The organism is Bifidobacterium pseudolongum subsp. pseudolongum DSM 20099, assembly GCF_000771225.1.
Taxonomy (GTDB): Bacteria; Actinomycetota; Actinomycetes; order Actinomycetales; family Bifidobacteriaceae; genus Bifidobacterium; species Bifidobacterium pseudolongum.
Genome location: NZ_JDTZ01000003.1, coordinates 355699 through 372316 on the forward strand (window position 1 = coordinate 355699; position 16618 = coordinate 372316).

Genomic DNA, 16618 nt, shown 5'->3' on the forward strand with positions numbered 1-16618 from the left:
CTCTCTGACTTTTTGCTTCTTTTTGGGCATGTGTGTGCGTAAATGTGATATTTCTTACCTCTTTTGCAAACTTTACCAGTTGAATTGTGCATTCCGGAATTGCCTCTCAACCCTCGTGGAACGCTGCAATAGCAATGATTGCAAGCGTATGTGCATGGTTGATCCCGTTCGATTGGACACAATGCACGGCGGCGTGTTGCAGTAAACCGCACATTGCGAGGAATCAGGCGTCGCAGTAGCCCTGCAATCCGATGTCGGTCCTGTATGGGCCGGCTTGTCTACTTGCATGCCCACAATGGAGTATGTCAATTACACGCCACAACATACCTATGTATTAAGGGGTTCAACTTATGGCACAAGGGCCTGTACTCGTCGTTGATTTCGGCGCCCAATACGCGCAATTGATTGCCCGTCGCGTGCGTGAGGCCAACGTCTATTCGGAGTTGGTACCACATTCCATGCCGGTCGAGGAGATGCTCGCCAAGGACCCACAGGCGATCATTCTTTCCGGTGGCCCCGCCTCGGTGTTCGAGCCCGGCGCCCCGTCCATCGACAAGAAGGTGTTCGAGTCCGGTGTGCCGGTGCTCGGCATCTGCTATGGATTCCAAGTGATGGCGCATGAACTCGGCGGTGATGTGGACAAGGCCGCACTGGGTGAATACGGTAAGACCGAAACGGTCATCGACGATCCTGACGGCATCCTTGCCGGCTCGCCATCGGAGCAAACCACATGGATGAGCCACGGTGTGGCTGTCAAGGAAGCCCCCGAGGGCTTCGAGGTGCTCGCACACACCGAGGGTGCGCCAGTGGCCGCGATGCAGGACCCGCTGCGCAAACTCTACGGCGTGCAGTGGCATCCAGAGGTCAAGCACACCCCGAGGGGCCAGGCGCTCATCGAACGCTTCCTGCATGATTGTGCTGGCATCGGCCGTGACTGGGACGCCGCGAACATCATCGACGATCAGGTCAAGAAGATCCGCGAGCGGGTCGGCGACGCGCAGGTCATCTGCGGCCTGTCGGGCGGTGTCGATTCCGCCGTCGCCGCGGCTCTCGTACACCGTGCGATCGGCGACCAGCTCACCTGCGTGTTCGTGGACCACGGCCTGCTGCGCAAGGGCGAGGCGGAACAGGTCAAGCACGATTTCGTGGCGGCCACCGGCATCAAGCTCATCGCGGTCGACGCCTCCGAGGACTTCCTGAATGCGCTCAAGGGGGTATCCGATCCCGAAACCAAGCGCAAGATCATCGGTGAGAAGTTCATCCGCACGTTTGAGAAAGCACAGCGTCAGGTCATCGAGGACGCAGGCAGCGAAGGCAAGGAAGTGAAGTTCCTCGTGCAGGGCACGCTGTACCCCGACGTCGTCGAATCCGGTGGCGGTGACGGTGCGGCGAACATCAAGTCCCACCACAATGTGGGCGGCCTGCCCGACGACCTCAAGTTCGAATTGATCGAACCGCTGCGTTCGCTGTTCAAGGATGAGGTGCGCGCGATCGGCACCGAGCTCGGCCTGCCGGACGAGATCGTCTGGCGCCAGCCGTTCCCCGGTCCGGGCCTCGGCATCCGCATCATCGGCGATATCACGAAGGAACGACTCGACATTCTGCGTGACGCCGACGCGATCGCCCGTGAGGAACTGTCGAAGGCCGGTCTGGACCGCGACATCTGGCAGTGCCCGGTCGTGCTGCTCGCCGACGTGCACTCCGTGGGTGTGCAGGGTGACGAACGCACGTACGGCATGCCGATCGTGCTGCGCCCCGTGAGTTCCGAGGACGCGATGACGGCCGACTGGTCGCGCGTGCCGTACGACGTGCTCGCGGCGATCTCGACGCGCATCACGAACGAATGCCGCCAGATCAACCGTGTCGTGCTCGACTGCACGTCGAAGCCGCCGGCGACGATCGAATGGGAGTGAGTGCGACGCTCTGGGCATGACGAGGCCTGCCGAAGTACGTTCGGCAGGCCTTTCTTTTTGGATGAATGCGCACTGTGACAGGCGCCGTCTGGAACGGGAATTATATATTCGTCGATGGCTTGGTGCGGTTGGTTGCCGGTGCTTCATCGGAGGAGGCATGGCGTTCCAGAAGTGAGAACAGCACGGTGCAGCATACCGCGAAGAGCACACCAATCATGTTGTCGTAGATCCGCAACGTCACAGATCCGGAGACGCCGTAGACGCTCTCGGCAAGCAGGAGGGGCGCCGAAACAATTGAGGGCGTTGTTTACCATGTACTTGCTGGGGAATCCCATACAGATGCCTGCGATGGGGCCGAACAGGATGCGGGACCCGGCCGGTACCACAAGCGAGAATCCGGCATATAGCAATGATCCCACGACAACCCCGCCTATGCGCTGCAGCGCTCGCATTGGCAGGCTCGTTCCCGCTTCGCCGAAGGGGAGAAGCACCGACATGCAGGCATAGCCCACCCATACGCCTCGGGGCAGTCCTGCCAGTTCCCCGATGAGCAAAGCCATGGCCACCCCTGCGGACAGTCTGATCTGCCAGAGTCCCTTTGCGCTGGATACGCTGAATGCAGCCAGCATGTCATACAAACGAACATTCTGGAACTTCCCGTGGTGCTTGTGCAGGAGCACGGCGCTGCATGCCAGCCACAGCAGCAACGCCAGCGCACACCGGCTTGCGAGCGCTTCCCCGTTCACAGGCGTCTGGCTCACGAACAGGTATCCGAACACATAGAGCCCGGCGTTGCCCATCAGTGGCTCGTCGGCGACGAGTATCAGGATGACGGTGATGAGCAGGACGTTCACCATCAGGCAGGGGACTGGCGGCCATGCCTGGGCCGCCAGCCCCCCCACACCATGGCCGCTAAGACGAACGCCAGAGCGATGGCACTGTCCGTTGCGCGGTATCCATAAGGAACATGCTTGATGCCGAGCAGGATGCAGAATCCCGCCACGGCCAGCCCGGAGTTATCGGGGCCGAACACCGCCGACAAACCGCCGACAAACCGCCGATGAACACGACGGCGAAGGAGACGAGCAGAATGCTCCTGATTGACATGGCGAAGATGAGACGAGCCTTTGTTCGCGGTTCCGTGGTCGCCTTCACTTTCGCCCATAGCCCATGGACATCCATCTGAAGAAGCTGATAGAAGGATGGTTCGTTGATGGCGCATCTCCTGTTCTGGGTGATTTTGGCAATGAACGATACCCGGTATGCATGATGGTGCTGAGCGGACTGTATATGCATTGGTTTGACCAAGAATACAAGCAACGTCTCGAGGAGGCCACTGACATGCCCACATGTGGAGATTACGAGGATTATCTACGCAAAGGCATTCCTTTCCTGACCGATCACGACAGGAAAATCACGGTGGTCGGGGAGATCGAACTGTTCCCATTGTCGGTATACGGCCGGGCGGAAGAACTGTGCAATGATGGCCATCCTTCACAACCAGTGGAATATGATGATAGGGACATCTACATGGGCGGCGTGGTGACCGTGCATGCGGGATTCGATGAACACCGGTATTATTACTGTGATTTCATCACCGGTGATGGCGTCAAATTGCCTTACGATGCCTGGAGCGGGACGCAACAGGGTTTGGTGCTGAATCTCAGCAGGCAATATGGTGATGCACTGCGCGGAATCATCACTGACGCATCGATGCATCATATGAGATTGTTCATTGATGCCGCTGCAGAGGAATGATCAGAGTCCACGCTCCATTCGCCATGCGGCGAGTTCCGCATGGAGCTGCGCCTTGCGCCCATCCGAAGCGAACGACGCGTCGATCGAGTTGCCGGCGAGCGCCGCCAATTCCTCCATCGACATGCCGATGTCGGCGAGCGCGGCGTAGTTCGCTGCAACATAGCCGCCGAAATACGCCGGGTCATCCGAGTTGATCGTGCACATGACTCCTTCATCGAGGAATCGGGGGATCGGATGCTTGCGCATATCGTGCACGACCTGCAGCCTGAGGTTCGACAACGGGCAGCAGGTGAGCGGGATCCCATCGCGCACGACGCGCTCGAGCAGCTCATGGTCGTCCTGGATGTGGATGCCGTGGTCGATGCGCTCGGCATGCAGCAGATTGAGCGCATCGCGAATATACACCGCCGGCCCCTCTTCGCCGGCGTGCGCCACGCAATGCCAACCAAACGACCTTGCCCGCTCGAACTGGTCGACGAAACGGTCCGGCGGATAGCCCACTTCCGCCGAATCCAGGCCGATGCCGAGGATCTCGTCTTTCCGCGGCTGCGCCAGATCGAGGATCATGTTCGCTGAATCGATATCCATATCGCGCACGATGCTGAGCATCAGACCGCCGGTGATGCCGAAGCGCTCGCGGCCAATCGCCATGCCTTCAAGCAGACCGTCGAGCACCGTGTTGAAATCCAACCCATTCGTGCACACATGCACCTGCGGATCGAAGAAGATCTCCGCGTGCTTGACACCATCCGCGTTCGCCCGTGTGAGATAGGCGATCATGAGGTCCTTGAAATCATCCTTCGTCTTGAGCGTCCTCATCAACGCATAGTAGAGGTCGAGGAACGACTGCAGGTCTTCGAACTCGTATTGCGCGCGCAGTTCGTCGATGCTCGCCCACGGCAATGCGACACCGTTGCGCTCGGCCAAGGTGAGCGCCAGATCCGGTTCGAGCGTCCCCTCGATATGCAGGTGCAGCTCGCATTTCGGCATTGTTGCGAGCGCCTGTTCCTTTGCTCTGTCCACCATGATTCCTCGTTCCCTGACGACATCGGATACGGATTCCCATAATTCTACCTTCGATACGCGTCCGTCGCGCCGCCGCAGCCGAGGTGCACCATCCGAAACAGGGACGTAATAGGCACGTCATGGAGACGAATGCCGAATGTGAAGTATCCATCCATGCCGAACGAAAGCAGAGAGGATGCCCATGAGACCTACGATCGCCGTGATGCCGCTCGTCGACGACGAACGCGAAAGCCTGTGGATGCTGCCCGGGTATATGGATGCGCTGCGCGAAGCCGGTGCCGTGCCGTTCATGCCGGCGGTGACGACGGATGATGACGAGATACAGCAGATCTTCGCGATGTGCGATGGGTTACTGATGACCGGTGGGCATGATGTCGAGCCGCGGCAGTATGGGGAGGAGCCAAGGTTCGACAACGTCGTGCCGAACGCCGAGCGCGACACGATGGAGCTCGCGTTGCTGCGCCTCGCGCTCGCGCATGACAAACCCGTCTTCGGGATATGCAGAGGTCTGCAGATCATGAACGTAGTGTGCGGTGGCACGTTGTATCAGGATCTTCCGAGTGAATCGATTCCGATGTCGACCATCATCAGCGACCCCCATACGACCGGCCGGTGCACGATATACATATCGAAGTAGGAACGCCGCTAGCCGCCGGAATCGGCGTCGACGACCTCGCGGTCAACAGCTACCATCATCAGGCGATACGCGTGCTAGGGGGAGCGACTCGTGCCGATGGCAATCAGCGAGGATGGCCTCATTGAGGCGATCGACAGGCCGGAGAACACATATTTCCGCGCCGTGCAATGGCATCCCGAATTCCTCTACACAGTGGATGGGCCGAGCCGGCGACTGTTCCGTTCGTTCGTCGCCGCCTGCGCGAGACAAAGCGCAGAGCCACGCTACGGGCGTAGCGGTGTGTGCCGCCGCTAGCATGGAATCCGATAAGGCACACACGGATACTGACGAAGGAACACGCGGATATGACGGCCGGCACAGCGAATCACGAGACGATGCTGCAATGCTTCGAATGGTATCTGCCCGACGATCATGGGCTATGGAACTGGATCGCGGCGCAGGCGCAGGATCTCGCCGCCGCCGGGTTCACGATGACATGGCTTCCACCGGCGTACAAAGGCCAAGCGGGGGACTCTGACGTCGGCTACGGCGTCTACGACATGTATGATCTGGGTGAATTCGACGCGAAGGGCTCGGTGCCGACGAAATATGGGTCGCGTGGTGATTATCTTGCCGCAATCCGTGCATTGCGCGCGCATGGACTGCGCGTCATCGCTGACATCGTTTTCAACCACAGGATGGGCGCCGACGGCAAGGAGCGGGTCGCGGCGCATGTCGTCGACGTGGATGACCGCACAGTGAGCGACAGCACGGTGATCGAACGTACGCTCGACACTGTCTATGAGTTCCCCGAACGCGGCGGCGCGTATTCGACGTTCCGTTGGAACTGGCGTGACTTCACCGGCACCGACTACACCGCCAATGACGGCAGCATCGGCATCATGCGCTTCGCCGGCAAACAATGGAGCGGCAACGTAAGCCAAGAGCGTGGCAATTTCGACTACATCATGGGGGACGACGTCGATGTCAATGAACCCGAAGTGGCCAAGGAACTGACCGATTGGGGCATCTGGTACACCGAGACGACGGGTGTCGACGGCTTCCGTCTCGACGCCGTCAAAAGCATAGACGCGACGTTCTTCGCACCATGGCTCAATACAATGCGACAGTATGGCAACCATCCCGATTTCGCGGTCGGCGAGTACTGGTCAGGCGATGTGGATGAATTGGTCGGTTACCTCAACGATTGTGGGCACTGCATGACGCTGTTCGACGTCGCGCTGCACTTCGCATTTGAACATGTCTCGCAGGAACCTCAGGCATATGATCTTCGCGAACTAGCCGCGCATACGCTTACGGTCGATGAGCCAGAGTACGCGTGCGCGTTCGTGGACAACCATGATACACAACCGGGTCAGGCACTCGAATCCTGGGTGCAGCCTTGGTTCAAACCGCTCGCATACGCCTATATTCTGTTGCGTGACAGCCCGTATCCGTGCGTGTTCTTCGGCGACTGGTACGGCATGCCGCACGACCTATTCCCACCACTGGCGCTGCTCCATGAGATGGTGTGGATCCGTGCGCATCTGCTCGGCGGCCGTGTCGTTCCGCAGGGCGGCAACACCGCGCATTCATTGTGTTGGGTGGTGCGGGGCGGCCATCCGGTATGCGTTGTGCTCAACACCGGTGATGCCGCAGTGGCCCGCCCTATCCAAGAGGATTTTCTTGCAGCGCACACGGTTGTAGACATCTGCCACCCGGATGCAGCGGTGCGGATCGACGCGTCCGGCCGGTGCGTGCTGCATTGCCCACCGCGGGCCTGTAGCATCTACATTGACGCCGGCGATTATGAGTTGATGCGGGAACGCTCAGCCGATATGCAGTAGCGTCTTGCCATTCGAGCCGCCGCGGCGCACACGAAGATGAACGCATAACGTTGGCCGCGCCTGTGACCCAGACGGTCGTTCCTCATGCCGGCCGCGTCGAACAGGAGACGCTTGTACCAAGGCAATCCGATGCGTCTGGCGAACGCGCCGTTCGGTGTGCCACGCAACGAGACCAGGATTCCGCCGCGTTTGAGAATGCCCATCTCCTTGCCGATCTCACGGTCACCCACTGTATCGAGCACATAGTCCATGCCCGACAGCATCGTGGCGTAGTCCTGAGTCTTGTAGTCGACGAAGGTCGTCACGCCCATGTCGAGCATGCGCCGCCGGCTGGAAGCTCCACCACTGACAGACACCTCGAGGCCCAAGTCGCGTGCGATTGCACCGCCATCGCGCCCAGGCTTCCCGTCGTCCCGGAGATGAACAGACGGCCGCCTTCGGCCACATGCATGAACTCGTACGCTTGCCATGCGGTCAACGCCGTCAACGGCACACAGGCCGCCTCCTCGTCGTTCATGTACTCCGGAGTCGCCTCGAGCGCCGACTGGGGGATGGACACGAACTGCGCGAACGCGCCAATGGAATCCAATGGCATGCGCCCATATACACGCTCGCCCGCGGAGAATCGCGTGACCTGCGTGCCGGTCCTCTCCACCACGCCGACGAACTCATTGCCTATCGTCAATGGCATGGGGTACGGCACGATGAGCTTCACCTCGCCGCACACAATCATATTGTCCAGTGGATTGACACCCGCGAACGTGACTCGCACGAGAACGTCATCCGGCCCGACCGTCGGATCGGGTATGTCGCACACCCGCAATGGAGTTCCCTGACGGTCATATTGGTCCAATATCGCTGCCTTCACGATTCTTCTTGCATCGGCGTGGGATTTGATGCGATTCTATGGCAGCGGGACGTGATTCTCCGATGGAGATATGCGGGAATATGGGAGCATGCGCGCATGCCGCGGACTACACTGGCCGTAAAGAGGATGATGCGGGAACAATGGTTGGCATATGAATCGAAACGGGTATGGAGCGAACATGAATGGAACGCAACGAATGAACACGGACAGGGGCGGCTCGGACGCTGGGACAAAGGAATCAAGACTGCAGCAGATCGCCGCCCATGGCGACCACTTCGGCTATGACGCACACATGCGCCGACGCGCGTTGCGTATCGCGAGCGGTGTGGCCGTCATCATCCTCGGTTTTGCTGTCGGCAGTTTCTTCGCACTGCTGCCGGAACGCAACACGGCCGACGTCGAAGAGATCGTCAAAGGGCTCAACCGCCTCATCGGACTCATGACACATGAGATCGTGGAACTGCCGGAAGTACAGAAACACCCGGAGACGTTCATCATCGAGATCATCGCCATCCTCGTCGGGTACACGATACTCAAGCACACAGCGGAGGACCACGATGACTACAGACGCGCGTTCCGTCGCATCGAACAGTTCTACACCCCGCGCGCACGCAGGCAAGGATGGGAATTGTGCGCGGTATGCGTCATTCTCGCCACGGCGGTCATCGTCGCCGTGCATGCGGTAATCGCCGTGTGGGGCATGCATTGGCCCGTGTCATTCGCCTCGGGCCTCTCACGCACGGGGCTCGCAGTGGGATGCTGGCTCTATATTTACGGGCTTGTCATGGGCGTGCGCACGAACCTCTTCCTGTACAACTTCAAGGCGCTGCGCCTCATCAACATCTATGAGCTCGGCGTGAAGGAGTCCGATACGCGCCGAGGCACTCAACTCGCCGAGAAGAAGCTGTGCGATTTCTCAGTGTCATTGACGAGCTTCGCGACCATCTTCGGTGTGCTCGGCGCGCTCGCGTTGTACTTCCTGCCGACATTGAGGACGACGTATTTCTGGATTCCACTCGCCGCCACGCTCGGCGTGACGTTCGTCATCAAATGGATTGTTGTCCATTACGCCAAAACCAAATACGAGCCGGATTTTGACTGAGGATCCTCAGTCCGTCTGGGCCGGTGTGGCGAGGAAACGTTCTTCGCCGGGCAGCACCAGATTGAGCACCACAGCCACCACAAACGCCACCGCGATGCAGTTGTGCGCGAAAATCGACTGGAACAGCGGGGGAAAATGCACAAAGATCGCGGAGACCTGCGTGAAACCGATGCCGATTGTCAAGGAAAGCGCGGCGATTGTGATGTTGCGTTGCGTATACCCGGCGTCGGAGATCATCTGGAAGCCCGAGAGGATGATGTTGCCGAACATCATGATTGTGCAGCCGCCGAGCACCGCCTGCGGCATGGAGTTGAAGACCTCGGACACGGCCGGTACGAAGCTCGCAAGCACAAGTAACAGGCCACCGGAGAGGATCACCTTGCGGTTGACGACCTTGGTCATGGCCACCAGACCGATGTTCTGGGCGAACGAGGTGAGCGGCAGGCAGCCGAACAGGCCGGAGACCGATGAAATCAGGCCGTCGCCGGCGATGGCGCCAGCTGTCTCTTTCTTGGTGGGGGTGCGGTTGAGACCGACCTTGGTCAATGCCGCGGTGTCGCCCAGCACTTCGACGGATGAGACGACATAGAGCAGGCCGATCGAGATGATGGCACCCCAATCGAATTCCGGCTTGAAAGGCATGAATGTGGGCAGGCTCACCACCTGCAGGTGTGCGAATCCGCTGAAATCCACTTTGCCGAGGCACAGTGCCAGCAGGTAGCCCACCACAAGGCCGAACAGCACGGAAAGCTGCTTGGCCACACCTTTCATGAGCAGTTGGAATGCAAGGCAGGCCGCCAACGAGACCACACCGAGTGTGAGATTCTGCCAACTGCCGAAATCCGGGGCTCCCGAGCCGCCACCGAAGCTTTCGGCACCCACGGAAAGCAGCGAGAAGCCAATCGATGTGACCACCACGGCGGACACCACCGGTGGTACAAACCGTGCCCAATACTGGGCCGTGAGTCCCAAGGCGACTTCGAGCAGGCCGCCGACGAGCACAGCCCCCACCACGGCCCCATAGCCCTGCTGGCCCACGATGGCGATCGCCGCAGCCACATAGGTGAACGAGATGCCGGTGACCATCGGCAGGCGCGATCCGATGCGCCATATGCCGTAGAGCTGCAGGCATGTGCCCAAGCCCGCCACAAGCAAACCGGACTGGATGATGCGCGCGGAATCGACGGCACTCATGTGTCCTGCGGCCGCCACGAGGAAGATGGGGGCGAGATTGGCCACGAACATGGCGAGCACATGCTGCAGTCCAAACGGTATGCCGCGCCAGAACGAGACGGGTGCGTCGAGCGACGAAAGCGTGGCGAACGAGACCTCACTGTGGTGCTGCTTCACCTTGGATTCCTCCTGTGTGGTCAGTGGCGGAAGGTCACGGTGCCATTGTCGGCATCCATCGACTCGACGATGGCGAGGGAATCAAGGTCGAAGCCAGCCTCGCGCAGACGGTCGCCGCCGCCTTGGAAACCTTTTTCGATGGCGATGCCGATGCCCTCCACCGTGGCGCCGGCGTCCTCGCACAGCTCGATGAGCCCTTGGAGCGCCTTGCCGTTGGCTAGGAAGTCGTCGATGATGAGTACATGGTCGCCTTCAGACAGGAATTTCTTGGCCACGATCACAGGGAATTCACGCTGCTTGGTGAATGAATACACCTGTGTCACGTATTGTTCGCCGTCGAGGTTGATCGATTGCGCTTTCTTGGCGAACACGACCGGAACATTGTCGAAATGGCGTGCGGCCACGCATGCGATGCCAATGCCGGAAGCTTCGATGGTCAGGATCTTGGAGATCGGCTTGCCCCGGAAATGTTCGGCCCACGCCGCGCCCATGGCGTCGAACAGCGCCACGTCGCACTGATGATTGAGAAAGGCGTCCACCTTGAGCACATTGCCCGGCTTGACCGTTCCCTGCTGCCTGATCCGCTCCTCAAGTTCCAGCATCTGCATCCTTCCATCTGGGAATGCGGCACCGATGGCGGCACATGGTCTCCAGAATGGTGCGCGTGTTGTTGGGTGATATGTCGCATCACTGTACGCTGTGCAACTGACCACGGCATACAGTGATGGCGCATGCCGTCGCGACGTGACCAATCGATGTGCTAGATATGGTAGCCGGCCTGTTCCCGGGCCCATGGTTACGAAAGGAAGCGACGTGCAGCAAGATCCCGACGTCATCGCCCGGCCACCAGAGGCGCTGATTGGCGATTTGAACCCCCAGCAGGCCGAAGCGGTCCAATACCGCGGGCCGGCCCTGCTCATCGGCGCGGGCGCCGGTTCGGGCAAGACGCGCGTCCTGACCCGACGCATCGCCTGGATCCTCACGCAGTTCGGCGCTTGGCCGAGCCAGGTGCTTGCGATCACCTTCACCAACAAGGCGGCCGCGGAGATGCGCGAACGTCTCGAATCGCTCATCGGGCCGGTCGCGTCGCGCATGTGGGTCTCCACGTTCCATTCCGCGTGCGTGCGCATCCTGCGGCGCGACGGCGAGCGCATCGGCCTGAAATCCGGCTTCACCATCTACGACACCGCCGACTGCGAGCGCCTCATCAAGCTCATCGCCAATGATTTCAACTTCGATGTGAAGCGTTATACGCCCCGCTCGATCCTTGCGCGGATTTCGGATTACAAGAACAACCTGACGAGCGCGCGCGAGATGCTCTCCCAATACGCGCCGGACTTCAAACCCGGGCAGCGCGGGTACCGTGTGGGGCGCATCGGCAATCCGGAGGAGCTGTATGCGGTGGTCTATGCGGAATACCAGCATCGGCTTGCCGCGGCGAACGCCGTGGATTTCGACGACCTGATCGTACGCACGGTGGAGCTGCTGCGCGCCTGCCCAGACGTCGCGGAGTACTACCACCGCAAATTCCGCTACATCCTCGTGGACGAATACCAGGACACGAACCATGCGCAGTATGTGCTCATCCGTGAGCTCGCAGGCGTGGACGCCGGCGAACACGCGGACATGGGCGCCGTCGGCGCGGGGCGCGTGGGGCCGGCGTGGATCACCGTGGTGGGTGATTCCGACCAGTCCATCTACGCGTTCCGCGGAGCCGACATCCGCAACATCCAGGATTTCGAACAGGATTTTCCCAACGCGAAGACGATCATGCTCGAACAGAACTACCGTTCGACGCAGACGATCCTCGACGCGGCGAACGCGGTCATCGCGCACAACGAGGGGCGCAAGCCGAAGCGCCTGTGGACCGCGGCGGGCGCGGGGGAGCAGATCACCGCATACGCCGCGGACACCGCGCAGCTCGAAGCACATTGGATCGCCGCGCAGATCAAACGCCTGCACACGGACGACGGCGTGCGCTACAGCGACATCGCCGTCATGTACCGCGCGAACGCGCAGTCGAGGTCGCTCGAAGAGGGGCTGATCCAGGCGCGCGTGCCGTACCAGCTCATCGGCGGCACGAAGTTCTACGAGCGGCGTGAGGTGAAAGACGCGCTCGCCTATCTGCAGGCGATCGTGAACCCGGCTGATGACATCAATATGCGGCGCATCCTCAACGTGCCCAAGCGCGGCCTTGGCGCGCGCGCGGAGTCGCAGGTCACCCTGCATGCCCAGCAGATCGGGGGCACGTTCTGGGACGGCGTCGCGCACGCGGACCAGATCGAAGGAATGACGGCGCGCACGCTCAACCCGCTCATGCGCTTTGCCCAGATGATGCAGGAACTGCGTGAATTCGCCCAAGAGCATGATGCGAAGCCTTCGCAGATTGTGGCCGAGGTGCTCGAACGCAGCGGGCTGCTCGAGGAACTCAAGAAGTCGCAGGACCCGCAGGACCAGTCGCGTGTGGAGAACCTGTCGCAGCTGCAGTCCGTTGCCGCCGAATACGAGCAGAACACGCCTGACGCGACGCTCGCCGGGTTCCTTGAGACGACGGCGCTTGTGGCCGACTCCGACCAGCTGCCCGATGAATCGCAGGATTCCGGCAAGGTGACGCTGATGACGCTGCACACCGCCAAGGGCCTCGAATACCCGATTGTGTTCCTGACGGGCATGGAGCAGGGCACGTTCCCGCATGCCCGCGCCATGGAAGACACCAGTGAGCTGTCCGAGGAACGCCGTCTGGCGTATGTGGGCATCACGCGCGCCAAGCGGCATTTGTTCGTCACGCGTGCCGCCGTGCGTGCGCAGTGGGGGCGTTCGGCCGAAATGATGCCGAGCCAGTTCCTCGACGAGATCCCGGCCGACCTGATCGACTGGAAGCGCAAGGAGGCTGGCATGGAGCGCATGCGCTCCGGCTGGCGTGCGAACGCCTCTCATGACTTCGGCGCGCACGGCGGCTGGAACGACGACGAGTTCGACGCCTCGAGCTCGTTCGGTGGGTCGTCATACGGGTATGGCTCACGCTCGTCGTATGGGTCACGGTCGACCTACGGGTCCGGAGTGCGTGGTTCCGCGGCGCATGCCGGCAAAGTCACCACGCGCCGGGCGCCGGTGCGCCAGCCGGTGCAACCCGCGTCGTCGCTGAAGGCCGACAACCACCTGCGTATCGAGGATTTTGCCGTCGGCGACAAGGTGACCCACGACAAATTCGGTTTGGGTACCGTGGTAGACGCCCAAGACAAAGGACGCAACTCGGTGATCACTGTGGACTTCGGTTCGAGCGGTGTCAAGCGGCTCATGCTGCGTGTGGCGCCGATCGAAAAGCTCTGAGGGGCCTTACGTCCATAGGGCCGGTGTAGACTATTGCGCTGGTGCCGATCCGCATAGGATTGGCATCGTCTGGAGCCTTGGCCCGTCGATGGGTCGGCGGCGCGGACCCGCGCCGTTCGTGCATGGCACGACGAAGCATCGGAGAGGCTGGCTCAACACGACGCCGCAGGCGTTGTGTTCCGTTCAGACAACGACAGAACAACCAAAGGAACAAACAATATGACGAACGTTCAGCGTTCCCGCCGTCAGGTGCGTCTTTCGCGCGCCCTCGGCATTGCACTGACCCCCAAGGCCCAGCGCCTTTTCGAAAAGCGTCCGTATGCTCCCGGTGAGCATGGCCGCACCCGCCGCCGCGCCGAATCCGATTACGCGGTCCGTCTGCGCGAAAAGCAGCGTCTGCGCGCCCAGTACGGCGTGTCGGAGAAGCAGCTGCGCGCTGTGTACGAGAAGGGCACCCACACCGCCGGCCAGACTGGCAACGCGATGCTCACCGATCTCGAGACCCGTCTCGACGCCCTCGTGCTGCGTGCCGGCATCGCCCGCACCACCGCGCAGGCCCGTCAGTTCGTGGTGCACCGCCACATCCTCGTGGACGGCAACATCGTCGACCGTCCGTCCTACCGCGTGAAGCCGGGACAGACCATTCAGGTCAAGCCGAAGAGCCAGACCATGGTGCCGTTCCAGATCGCCGCCGAAGGCACACACCGTGATGTGCTGCCGCCGGTCCCTGGCTATCTCGACGTCAATCTGGCCTCCCTCAAGGCCACGCTGACCCGCCTTCCTGAAGCGGAGGAGATTCCGGTTCAGGTCAACATCCAGTACGTGGTCGAATTCTACGCCCGCTGATCTGGATCCACTTACTGTACTGATACAGTTCAAGGACATACACAACGAAGCCCCGCAATATGCGGGGCTTCGTTGGTTGGGGGAACCGGGCGGCAACGAGGAGCGGCTCACGAGCCGATCGCCGCGCTGACGATTCCGGAGACGATCGACATGATGATCGAGCCGAGCGTGGCCCACCAGAATCCGTCGATTGTCACGCCCACATCGAACAGGCTCAGCGAAAGCCATGATGCCAGTTCCATGAACAGCCAGTTGATCACGAGCGCGAGGATGCCGAACGACAGGATGGTGAACGGCAAGGCCAGCGTCTGTACGACCGGCTTGATGGAGGCGTTGAGCAACGCCATGAACAACGAAAACGCCGCGATGCCCAAGATGGGAGGGTGCCCAACGGCATGCATGCCGGGCAAGAGCAGCACCATGACGGCGGCCGCCACTGTGAGCACGAGCCACCGGATACAAAATGAAGCCATGGTATTGATTATGCCGGTGCGGTGCGATAATCGTGAACCATGATCATTCATCTTCATCTCGTCCGCCACGGGCAGACGTTTTTCAACCGATACAACCGCCTGCAGGGGTGGTCCAATTCTCCGCTCACCGAAGCCGGCCTCTCCGATGCCGACCATGCGGGCTCCCTGCTGGCTGGCATTGATTTCGCCGGCGCCTATTGCTCGGACACCACGCGGGCGCAGATGACCGCCGAGCGCATCCTCGACGCCAATGAACAGGCGGGGCATACGCGCCCTACGCTTGTGGCGGACATGCATTTCCGGGAACAGTTCTACGGGTATTACGAAGGTCAGGACATGTCGATGGCATGGCTTGCGGCCGGTGGGCCACACGGTGCGCCGACCTATCAGGCGATTGTGGCGCGGTACGGGCTGGCGGCCACACGCGACTTCCTCAAGGAGGCTGACCCCTTCCACGACGCCGAATCGGATGACGAATACTGGCGCCGTATCGCCGGCGGGTATGCGCTCATCGCCGCGAACACCGGCCTGCACGACGGCGACCATGTGTTGCAGATATCGCACGGCAACACGTTGCTCAGTCTCATGCAACGCTTCGCGCCGGCCGGCTACGACCTGAGCGAACGGCCCGCGAACGGTTCGGTGACCGTCTTCGATTTCGATACAAGCGAACCATTTGATTCCGCGCTGCGGGTCGTCTCATACAATCAGCGTTGAGCTTGGCTGGTCTGGGTGATTGGTTACGCTAATGCGGGTAAGAGTCGTCGTGGCGTATGCCGTGACCAAGAAAGAGGTGCACATCCATGGGTGCTGGTGAAATTGCAGGACTAATCGCGGCGATCGCCTTCGCCATCCTTGCCGGATTCCTGATCTACCCGTTGATCCGTCTTGGCAAGCTGTTCGACCAGATCGCCGACACCGTCAAGGAGACCGGCGACCATGCGCTGCCGGCGCTCGATGAGGGCGTGACCACCGTGCAGCAGGTCAACAAGTCGCTCACCGACGTGAACAAGATCTCGGCCGCCGCTTCGAGCACGGCCAACAACGTCGGCGCATTGACCAACCTCTACGGCTCGTTCCTGGGCAAGCCGGTCATCAAGCTGGCCTCCACGTTCTACGCGATGAAGGTCACCGCGCAATCGTTCCTGCATAAGAACCAGGCCAACAAGGCCTCCGTCGTCGTCGAAGAAGCCAAGGGGGAGTGATGTTCAAACGTCTGTTCTGGGTGGGGCTCGGTGTGGTCGCCGGAGTCGTCGCCGTCAGCAAGGCCCAAGCGTATGTGAAAGCCAACACGCCCGACAAGGCGCGTCAGTTCCTGCTGGGTCCCGATCAGGAGAACGTGGGCATGCGCACGCTCGAAGGCCTCGTCAATGAGTTCACACAGGTGCGCCGCACGCGGGAAGCCGAGCTCAACAACCGTTACATCGACAAGCTGCAGTGACCCCAACCGCAGCCAACCCACAACCACATAGGACTTACCAAGGAGCGT

At 60.8% G+C, this 16618-nt stretch carries 20 protein-coding genes; 12 read left to right on the forward strand and 8 right to left on the reverse strand.

Annotation, left to right across the window (positions count from 1 at the left end; all coding sequences use genetic code 11):
- Positions 1 to 350 precede the first annotated feature (350 nt).
- Complete coding sequence (gene guaA, locus OU02_RS03705) at positions 351 to 1913, forward strand: glutamine-hydrolyzing GMP synthase (RefSeq protein ID WP_033488800.1); 1563 nt, start codon at positions 351 to 353, stop codon at positions 1911 to 1913.
- Positions 1914 to 2056: 143 nt separating this feature from the next.
- On the opposite strand, the gene OU02_RS03710 is transcribed toward guaA, so the two are convergent.
- Together OU02_RS03710 and OU02_RS08700 are read right to left on the reverse strand one after the other, a co-directional pair.
- On the reverse strand, positions 2057 to 2770 hold the full coding sequence (locus OU02_RS03710; RefSeq protein ID WP_033488801.1) for an FUSC family protein: 714 nt from the start codon (positions 2768 to 2770) through the stop codon (positions 2057 to 2059).
- Positions 2770 to 3078, reverse strand: coding sequence for a hypothetical protein (locus tag OU02_RS08700; protein ID WP_152593133.1), 309 nt, complete (start codon positions 3076 to 3078; stop codon positions 2770 to 2772). The genes OU02_RS03710 and OU02_RS08700 overlap by 1 nt, the downstream gene beginning before the upstream one ends.
- A 5-nt stretch (positions 3079 to 3083) precedes the next feature.
- Between OU02_RS08700 and OU02_RS03720 the strand changes: the two genes are divergently transcribed.
- Entirely contained in the window at positions 3084 to 3671 is a 588-nt protein-coding gene (locus OU02_RS03720; RefSeq protein WP_238551907.1) for a hypothetical protein, read from the forward strand.
- Here the strand turns inward: OU02_RS03720 and OU02_RS03725 are convergent, their stop codons facing one another.
- Entirely contained in the window at positions 3672 to 4697 is a 1026-nt protein-coding gene (locus OU02_RS03725; RefSeq protein ID WP_033488803.1) for an adenosine deaminase, read from the reverse strand. It abuts the gene before it with no gap.
- Between the two features lie 181 nt (positions 4698 to 4878).
- On the opposite strand from OU02_RS03725, the gene OU02_RS09115 reads away from it, so the two are divergent.
- The 4 genes from OU02_RS09115 to OU02_RS03735 are packed head-to-tail and all read left to right on the forward strand — an operon-like array spanning position 4879 to position 7160.
- Positions 4879 to 5334: a gamma-glutamyl-gamma-aminobutyrate hydrolase family protein gene (locus OU02_RS09115; protein ID WP_274518164.1), complete on the forward strand. Its 456-nt coding sequence runs from the start codon at positions 4879 to 4881 to the stop codon at positions 5332 to 5334.
- The gene (locus OU02_RS09120) at positions 5310 to 5459 is read left to right on the forward strand and encodes a gamma-glutamyl-gamma-aminobutyrate hydrolase family protein (protein ID WP_257467406.1); all 150 of its coding nucleotides are present in this window, start codon (positions 5310 to 5312) and stop codon (positions 5457 to 5459) included. Before OU02_RS09115 ends, OU02_RS09120 begins: the two co-directional genes overlap by 25 nt.
- On the forward strand, positions 5425 to 5628 hold the full coding sequence (locus OU02_RS09125; RefSeq protein WP_277985437.1) for a gamma-glutamyl-gamma-aminobutyrate hydrolase family protein: 204 nt from the start codon (positions 5425 to 5427) through the stop codon (positions 5626 to 5628). The genes OU02_RS09120 and OU02_RS09125 overlap by 35 nt, the downstream gene beginning before the upstream one ends.
- Positions 5629 to 5678: 50 nt before the next feature.
- A complete protein-coding gene (locus tag OU02_RS03735; protein WP_033488804.1) occupies positions 5679 to 7160 on the forward strand; it encodes an alpha-amylase in 1482 nt (493 codons plus the stop codon).
- On the opposite strand, the gene OU02_RS08260 is transcribed toward OU02_RS03735, so the two are convergent.
- On the reverse strand, positions 7121 to 7480 hold the full coding sequence (locus OU02_RS08260) for a zinc-binding dehydrogenase (protein ID WP_052110236.1): 360 nt from the start codon (positions 7478 to 7480) through the stop codon (positions 7121 to 7123). The two genes, OU02_RS03735 and OU02_RS08260, sit on opposite strands and share 40 nt — an antisense overlap.
- Positions 7462 to 8028, reverse strand: a complete 567-nt coding sequence (locus tag OU02_RS08265) for an alcohol dehydrogenase catalytic domain-containing protein (protein ID WP_338321339.1) — start codon at positions 8026 to 8028, stop codon at positions 7462 to 7464. The genes OU02_RS08260 and OU02_RS08265 overlap by 19 nt, the downstream gene beginning before the upstream one ends.
- Before the next feature lie 196 nt (positions 8029 to 8224).
- On the opposite strand from OU02_RS08265, the gene OU02_RS03745 reads away from it, so the two are divergent.
- Positions 8225 to 9130 (forward strand): transcriptional regulator, encoded by a 906-nt coding sequence (locus tag OU02_RS03745; RefSeq protein ID WP_238551898.1) that lies wholly within the window; start codon positions 8225 to 8227, stop codon positions 9128 to 9130.
- A gap of 6 nt (positions 9131 to 9136) precedes the next feature.
- Here OU02_RS03745 and OU02_RS03750 read toward each other — a convergent pair whose 3' ends face one another.
- Together OU02_RS03750 and OU02_RS03755 are read right to left on the reverse strand one after the other, a co-directional pair.
- The gene (locus tag OU02_RS03750; protein ID WP_033488805.1) at positions 9137 to 10480 is read right to left on the reverse strand and encodes a nucleobase:cation symporter-2 family protein; all 1344 of its coding nucleotides are present in this window, start codon (positions 10478 to 10480) and stop codon (positions 9137 to 9139) included.
- 20 nt (positions 10481 to 10500) lie between these two features.
- Positions 10501 to 11082 (reverse strand): xanthine phosphoribosyltransferase, encoded by a 582-nt coding sequence (locus OU02_RS03755; protein ID WP_033488975.1) that lies wholly within the window; start codon positions 11080 to 11082, stop codon positions 10501 to 10503.
- A 211-nt stretch (positions 11083 to 11293) separates the two neighbouring features.
- Between OU02_RS03755 and OU02_RS03760 the strand changes: the two genes are divergently transcribed.
- Positions 11294 to 13810, forward strand: coding sequence for a UvrD-helicase domain-containing protein (locus OU02_RS03760; RefSeq protein ID WP_033488806.1), 2517 nt, complete (start codon positions 11294 to 11296; stop codon positions 13808 to 13810).
- Between the two features lie 219 nt (positions 13811 to 14029).
- Positions 14030 to 14656 (forward strand): 30S ribosomal protein S4, encoded by a 627-nt coding sequence (gene rpsD, locus OU02_RS03765; RefSeq protein ID WP_022857629.1) that lies wholly within the window; start codon positions 14030 to 14032, stop codon positions 14654 to 14656.
- Positions 14657 to 14763: 107 nt separating this feature from the next.
- Here the strand turns inward: rpsD and OU02_RS03770 are convergent, their stop codons facing one another.
- Positions 14764 to 15129 (reverse strand): phage holin family protein, encoded by a 366-nt coding sequence (locus tag OU02_RS03770; RefSeq protein ID WP_033488807.1) that lies wholly within the window; start codon positions 15127 to 15129, stop codon positions 14764 to 14766.
- Positions 15130 to 15168: 39 nt separating this feature from the next.
- Between OU02_RS03770 and OU02_RS03775 the strand changes: the two genes are divergently transcribed.
- The 3 genes from OU02_RS03775 to OU02_RS03785 all read left to right on the forward strand — a co-directional run bounded on the left by OU02_RS03775 (position 15169) and on the right by OU02_RS03785 (position 16570).
- Positions 15169 to 15846, forward strand: coding sequence for a histidine phosphatase family protein (locus tag OU02_RS03775; RefSeq protein ID WP_033488808.1), 678 nt, complete (start codon positions 15169 to 15171; stop codon positions 15844 to 15846).
- 86 nt (positions 15847 to 15932) lie between these two features.
- Complete coding sequence (locus tag OU02_RS03780; protein WP_022857626.1) at positions 15933 to 16334, forward strand: DUF948 domain-containing protein; 402 nt, start codon at positions 15933 to 15935, stop codon at positions 16332 to 16334.
- Positions 16334 to 16570 carry a hypothetical protein gene (locus tag OU02_RS03785; protein ID WP_026643158.1) on the forward strand — a complete coding sequence of 79 codons (237 nt, stop codon included), beginning with the start codon at positions 16334 to 16336 and terminating at the stop codon, positions 16568 to 16570. The genes OU02_RS03780 and OU02_RS03785 overlap by 1 nt, the downstream gene beginning before the upstream one ends.
- The last annotated feature ends 48 nt before the right edge of the window (positions 16571 to 16618 follow it).

Excerpts from the sequence above, each read along its gene's own strand:
- guaA (WP_033488800.1), top strand. The coding sequence starts at position 351 with ATGGCACAAGGGCCTGTACTCGTCGTTGATTTCGGCGCCCAATACGCG.
- OU02_RS03710 (WP_033488801.1), bottom strand. The coding sequence starts at position 2,770 with ATGGTGAACGTCCTGCTCATCACCGTCATCCTGATACTCGTCGCCGAC.
- OU02_RS08700 (WP_152593133.1), bottom strand. The coding sequence starts at position 3,078 with ATGGGCGAAAGTGAAGGCGACCACGGAACCGCGAACAAAGGCTCGTCT.
- OU02_RS03720 (WP_238551907.1), top strand. The coding sequence starts at position 3,084 with ATGGACATCCATCTGAAGAAGCTGATAGAAGGATGGTTCGTTGATGGC.
- OU02_RS03725 (WP_033488803.1), bottom strand. The coding sequence starts at position 4,697 with ATGGTGGACAGAGCAAAGGAACAGGCGCTCGCAACAATGCCGAAATGC.
- OU02_RS09115 (WP_274518164.1), top strand. The coding sequence starts at position 4,879 with ATGAGACCTACGATCGCCGTGATGCCGCTCGTCGACGACGAACGCGAA.
- OU02_RS03735 (WP_033488804.1), top strand. The coding sequence starts at position 5,679 with ATGACGGCCGGCACAGCGAATCACGAGACGATGCTGCAATGCTTCGAA.
- OU02_RS08260 (WP_052110236.1), bottom strand. The coding sequence starts at position 7,480 with ATGCTCGACATGGGCGTGACGACCTTCGTCGACTACAAGACTCAGGAC.
- OU02_RS03745 (WP_238551898.1), top strand. The coding sequence starts at position 8,225 with ATGAACACGGACAGGGGCGGCTCGGACGCTGGGACAAAGGAATCAAGA.
- OU02_RS03755 (WP_033488975.1), bottom strand. The coding sequence starts at position 11,082 with ATGCTGGAACTTGAGGAGCGGATCAGGCAGCAGGGAACGGTCAAGCCG.
- rpsD (WP_022857629.1), top strand. The coding sequence starts at position 14,030 with ATGACGAACGTTCAGCGTTCCCGCCGTCAGGTGCGTCTTTCGCGCGCC.
- OU02_RS03770 (WP_033488807.1), bottom strand. The coding sequence starts at position 15,129 with ATGGCTTCATTTTGTATCCGGTGGCTCGTGCTCACAGTGGCGGCCGCC.
- OU02_RS03775 (WP_033488808.1), top strand. The coding sequence starts at position 15,169 with ATGATCATTCATCTTCATCTCGTCCGCCACGGGCAGACGTTTTTCAAC.
- OU02_RS03780 (WP_022857626.1), top strand. The coding sequence starts at position 15,933 with ATGGGTGCTGGTGAAATTGCAGGACTAATCGCGGCGATCGCCTTCGCC.
- OU02_RS03785 (WP_026643158.1), top strand. The coding sequence starts at position 16,334 with ATGTTCAAACGTCTGTTCTGGGTGGGGCTCGGTGTGGTCGCCGGAGTC.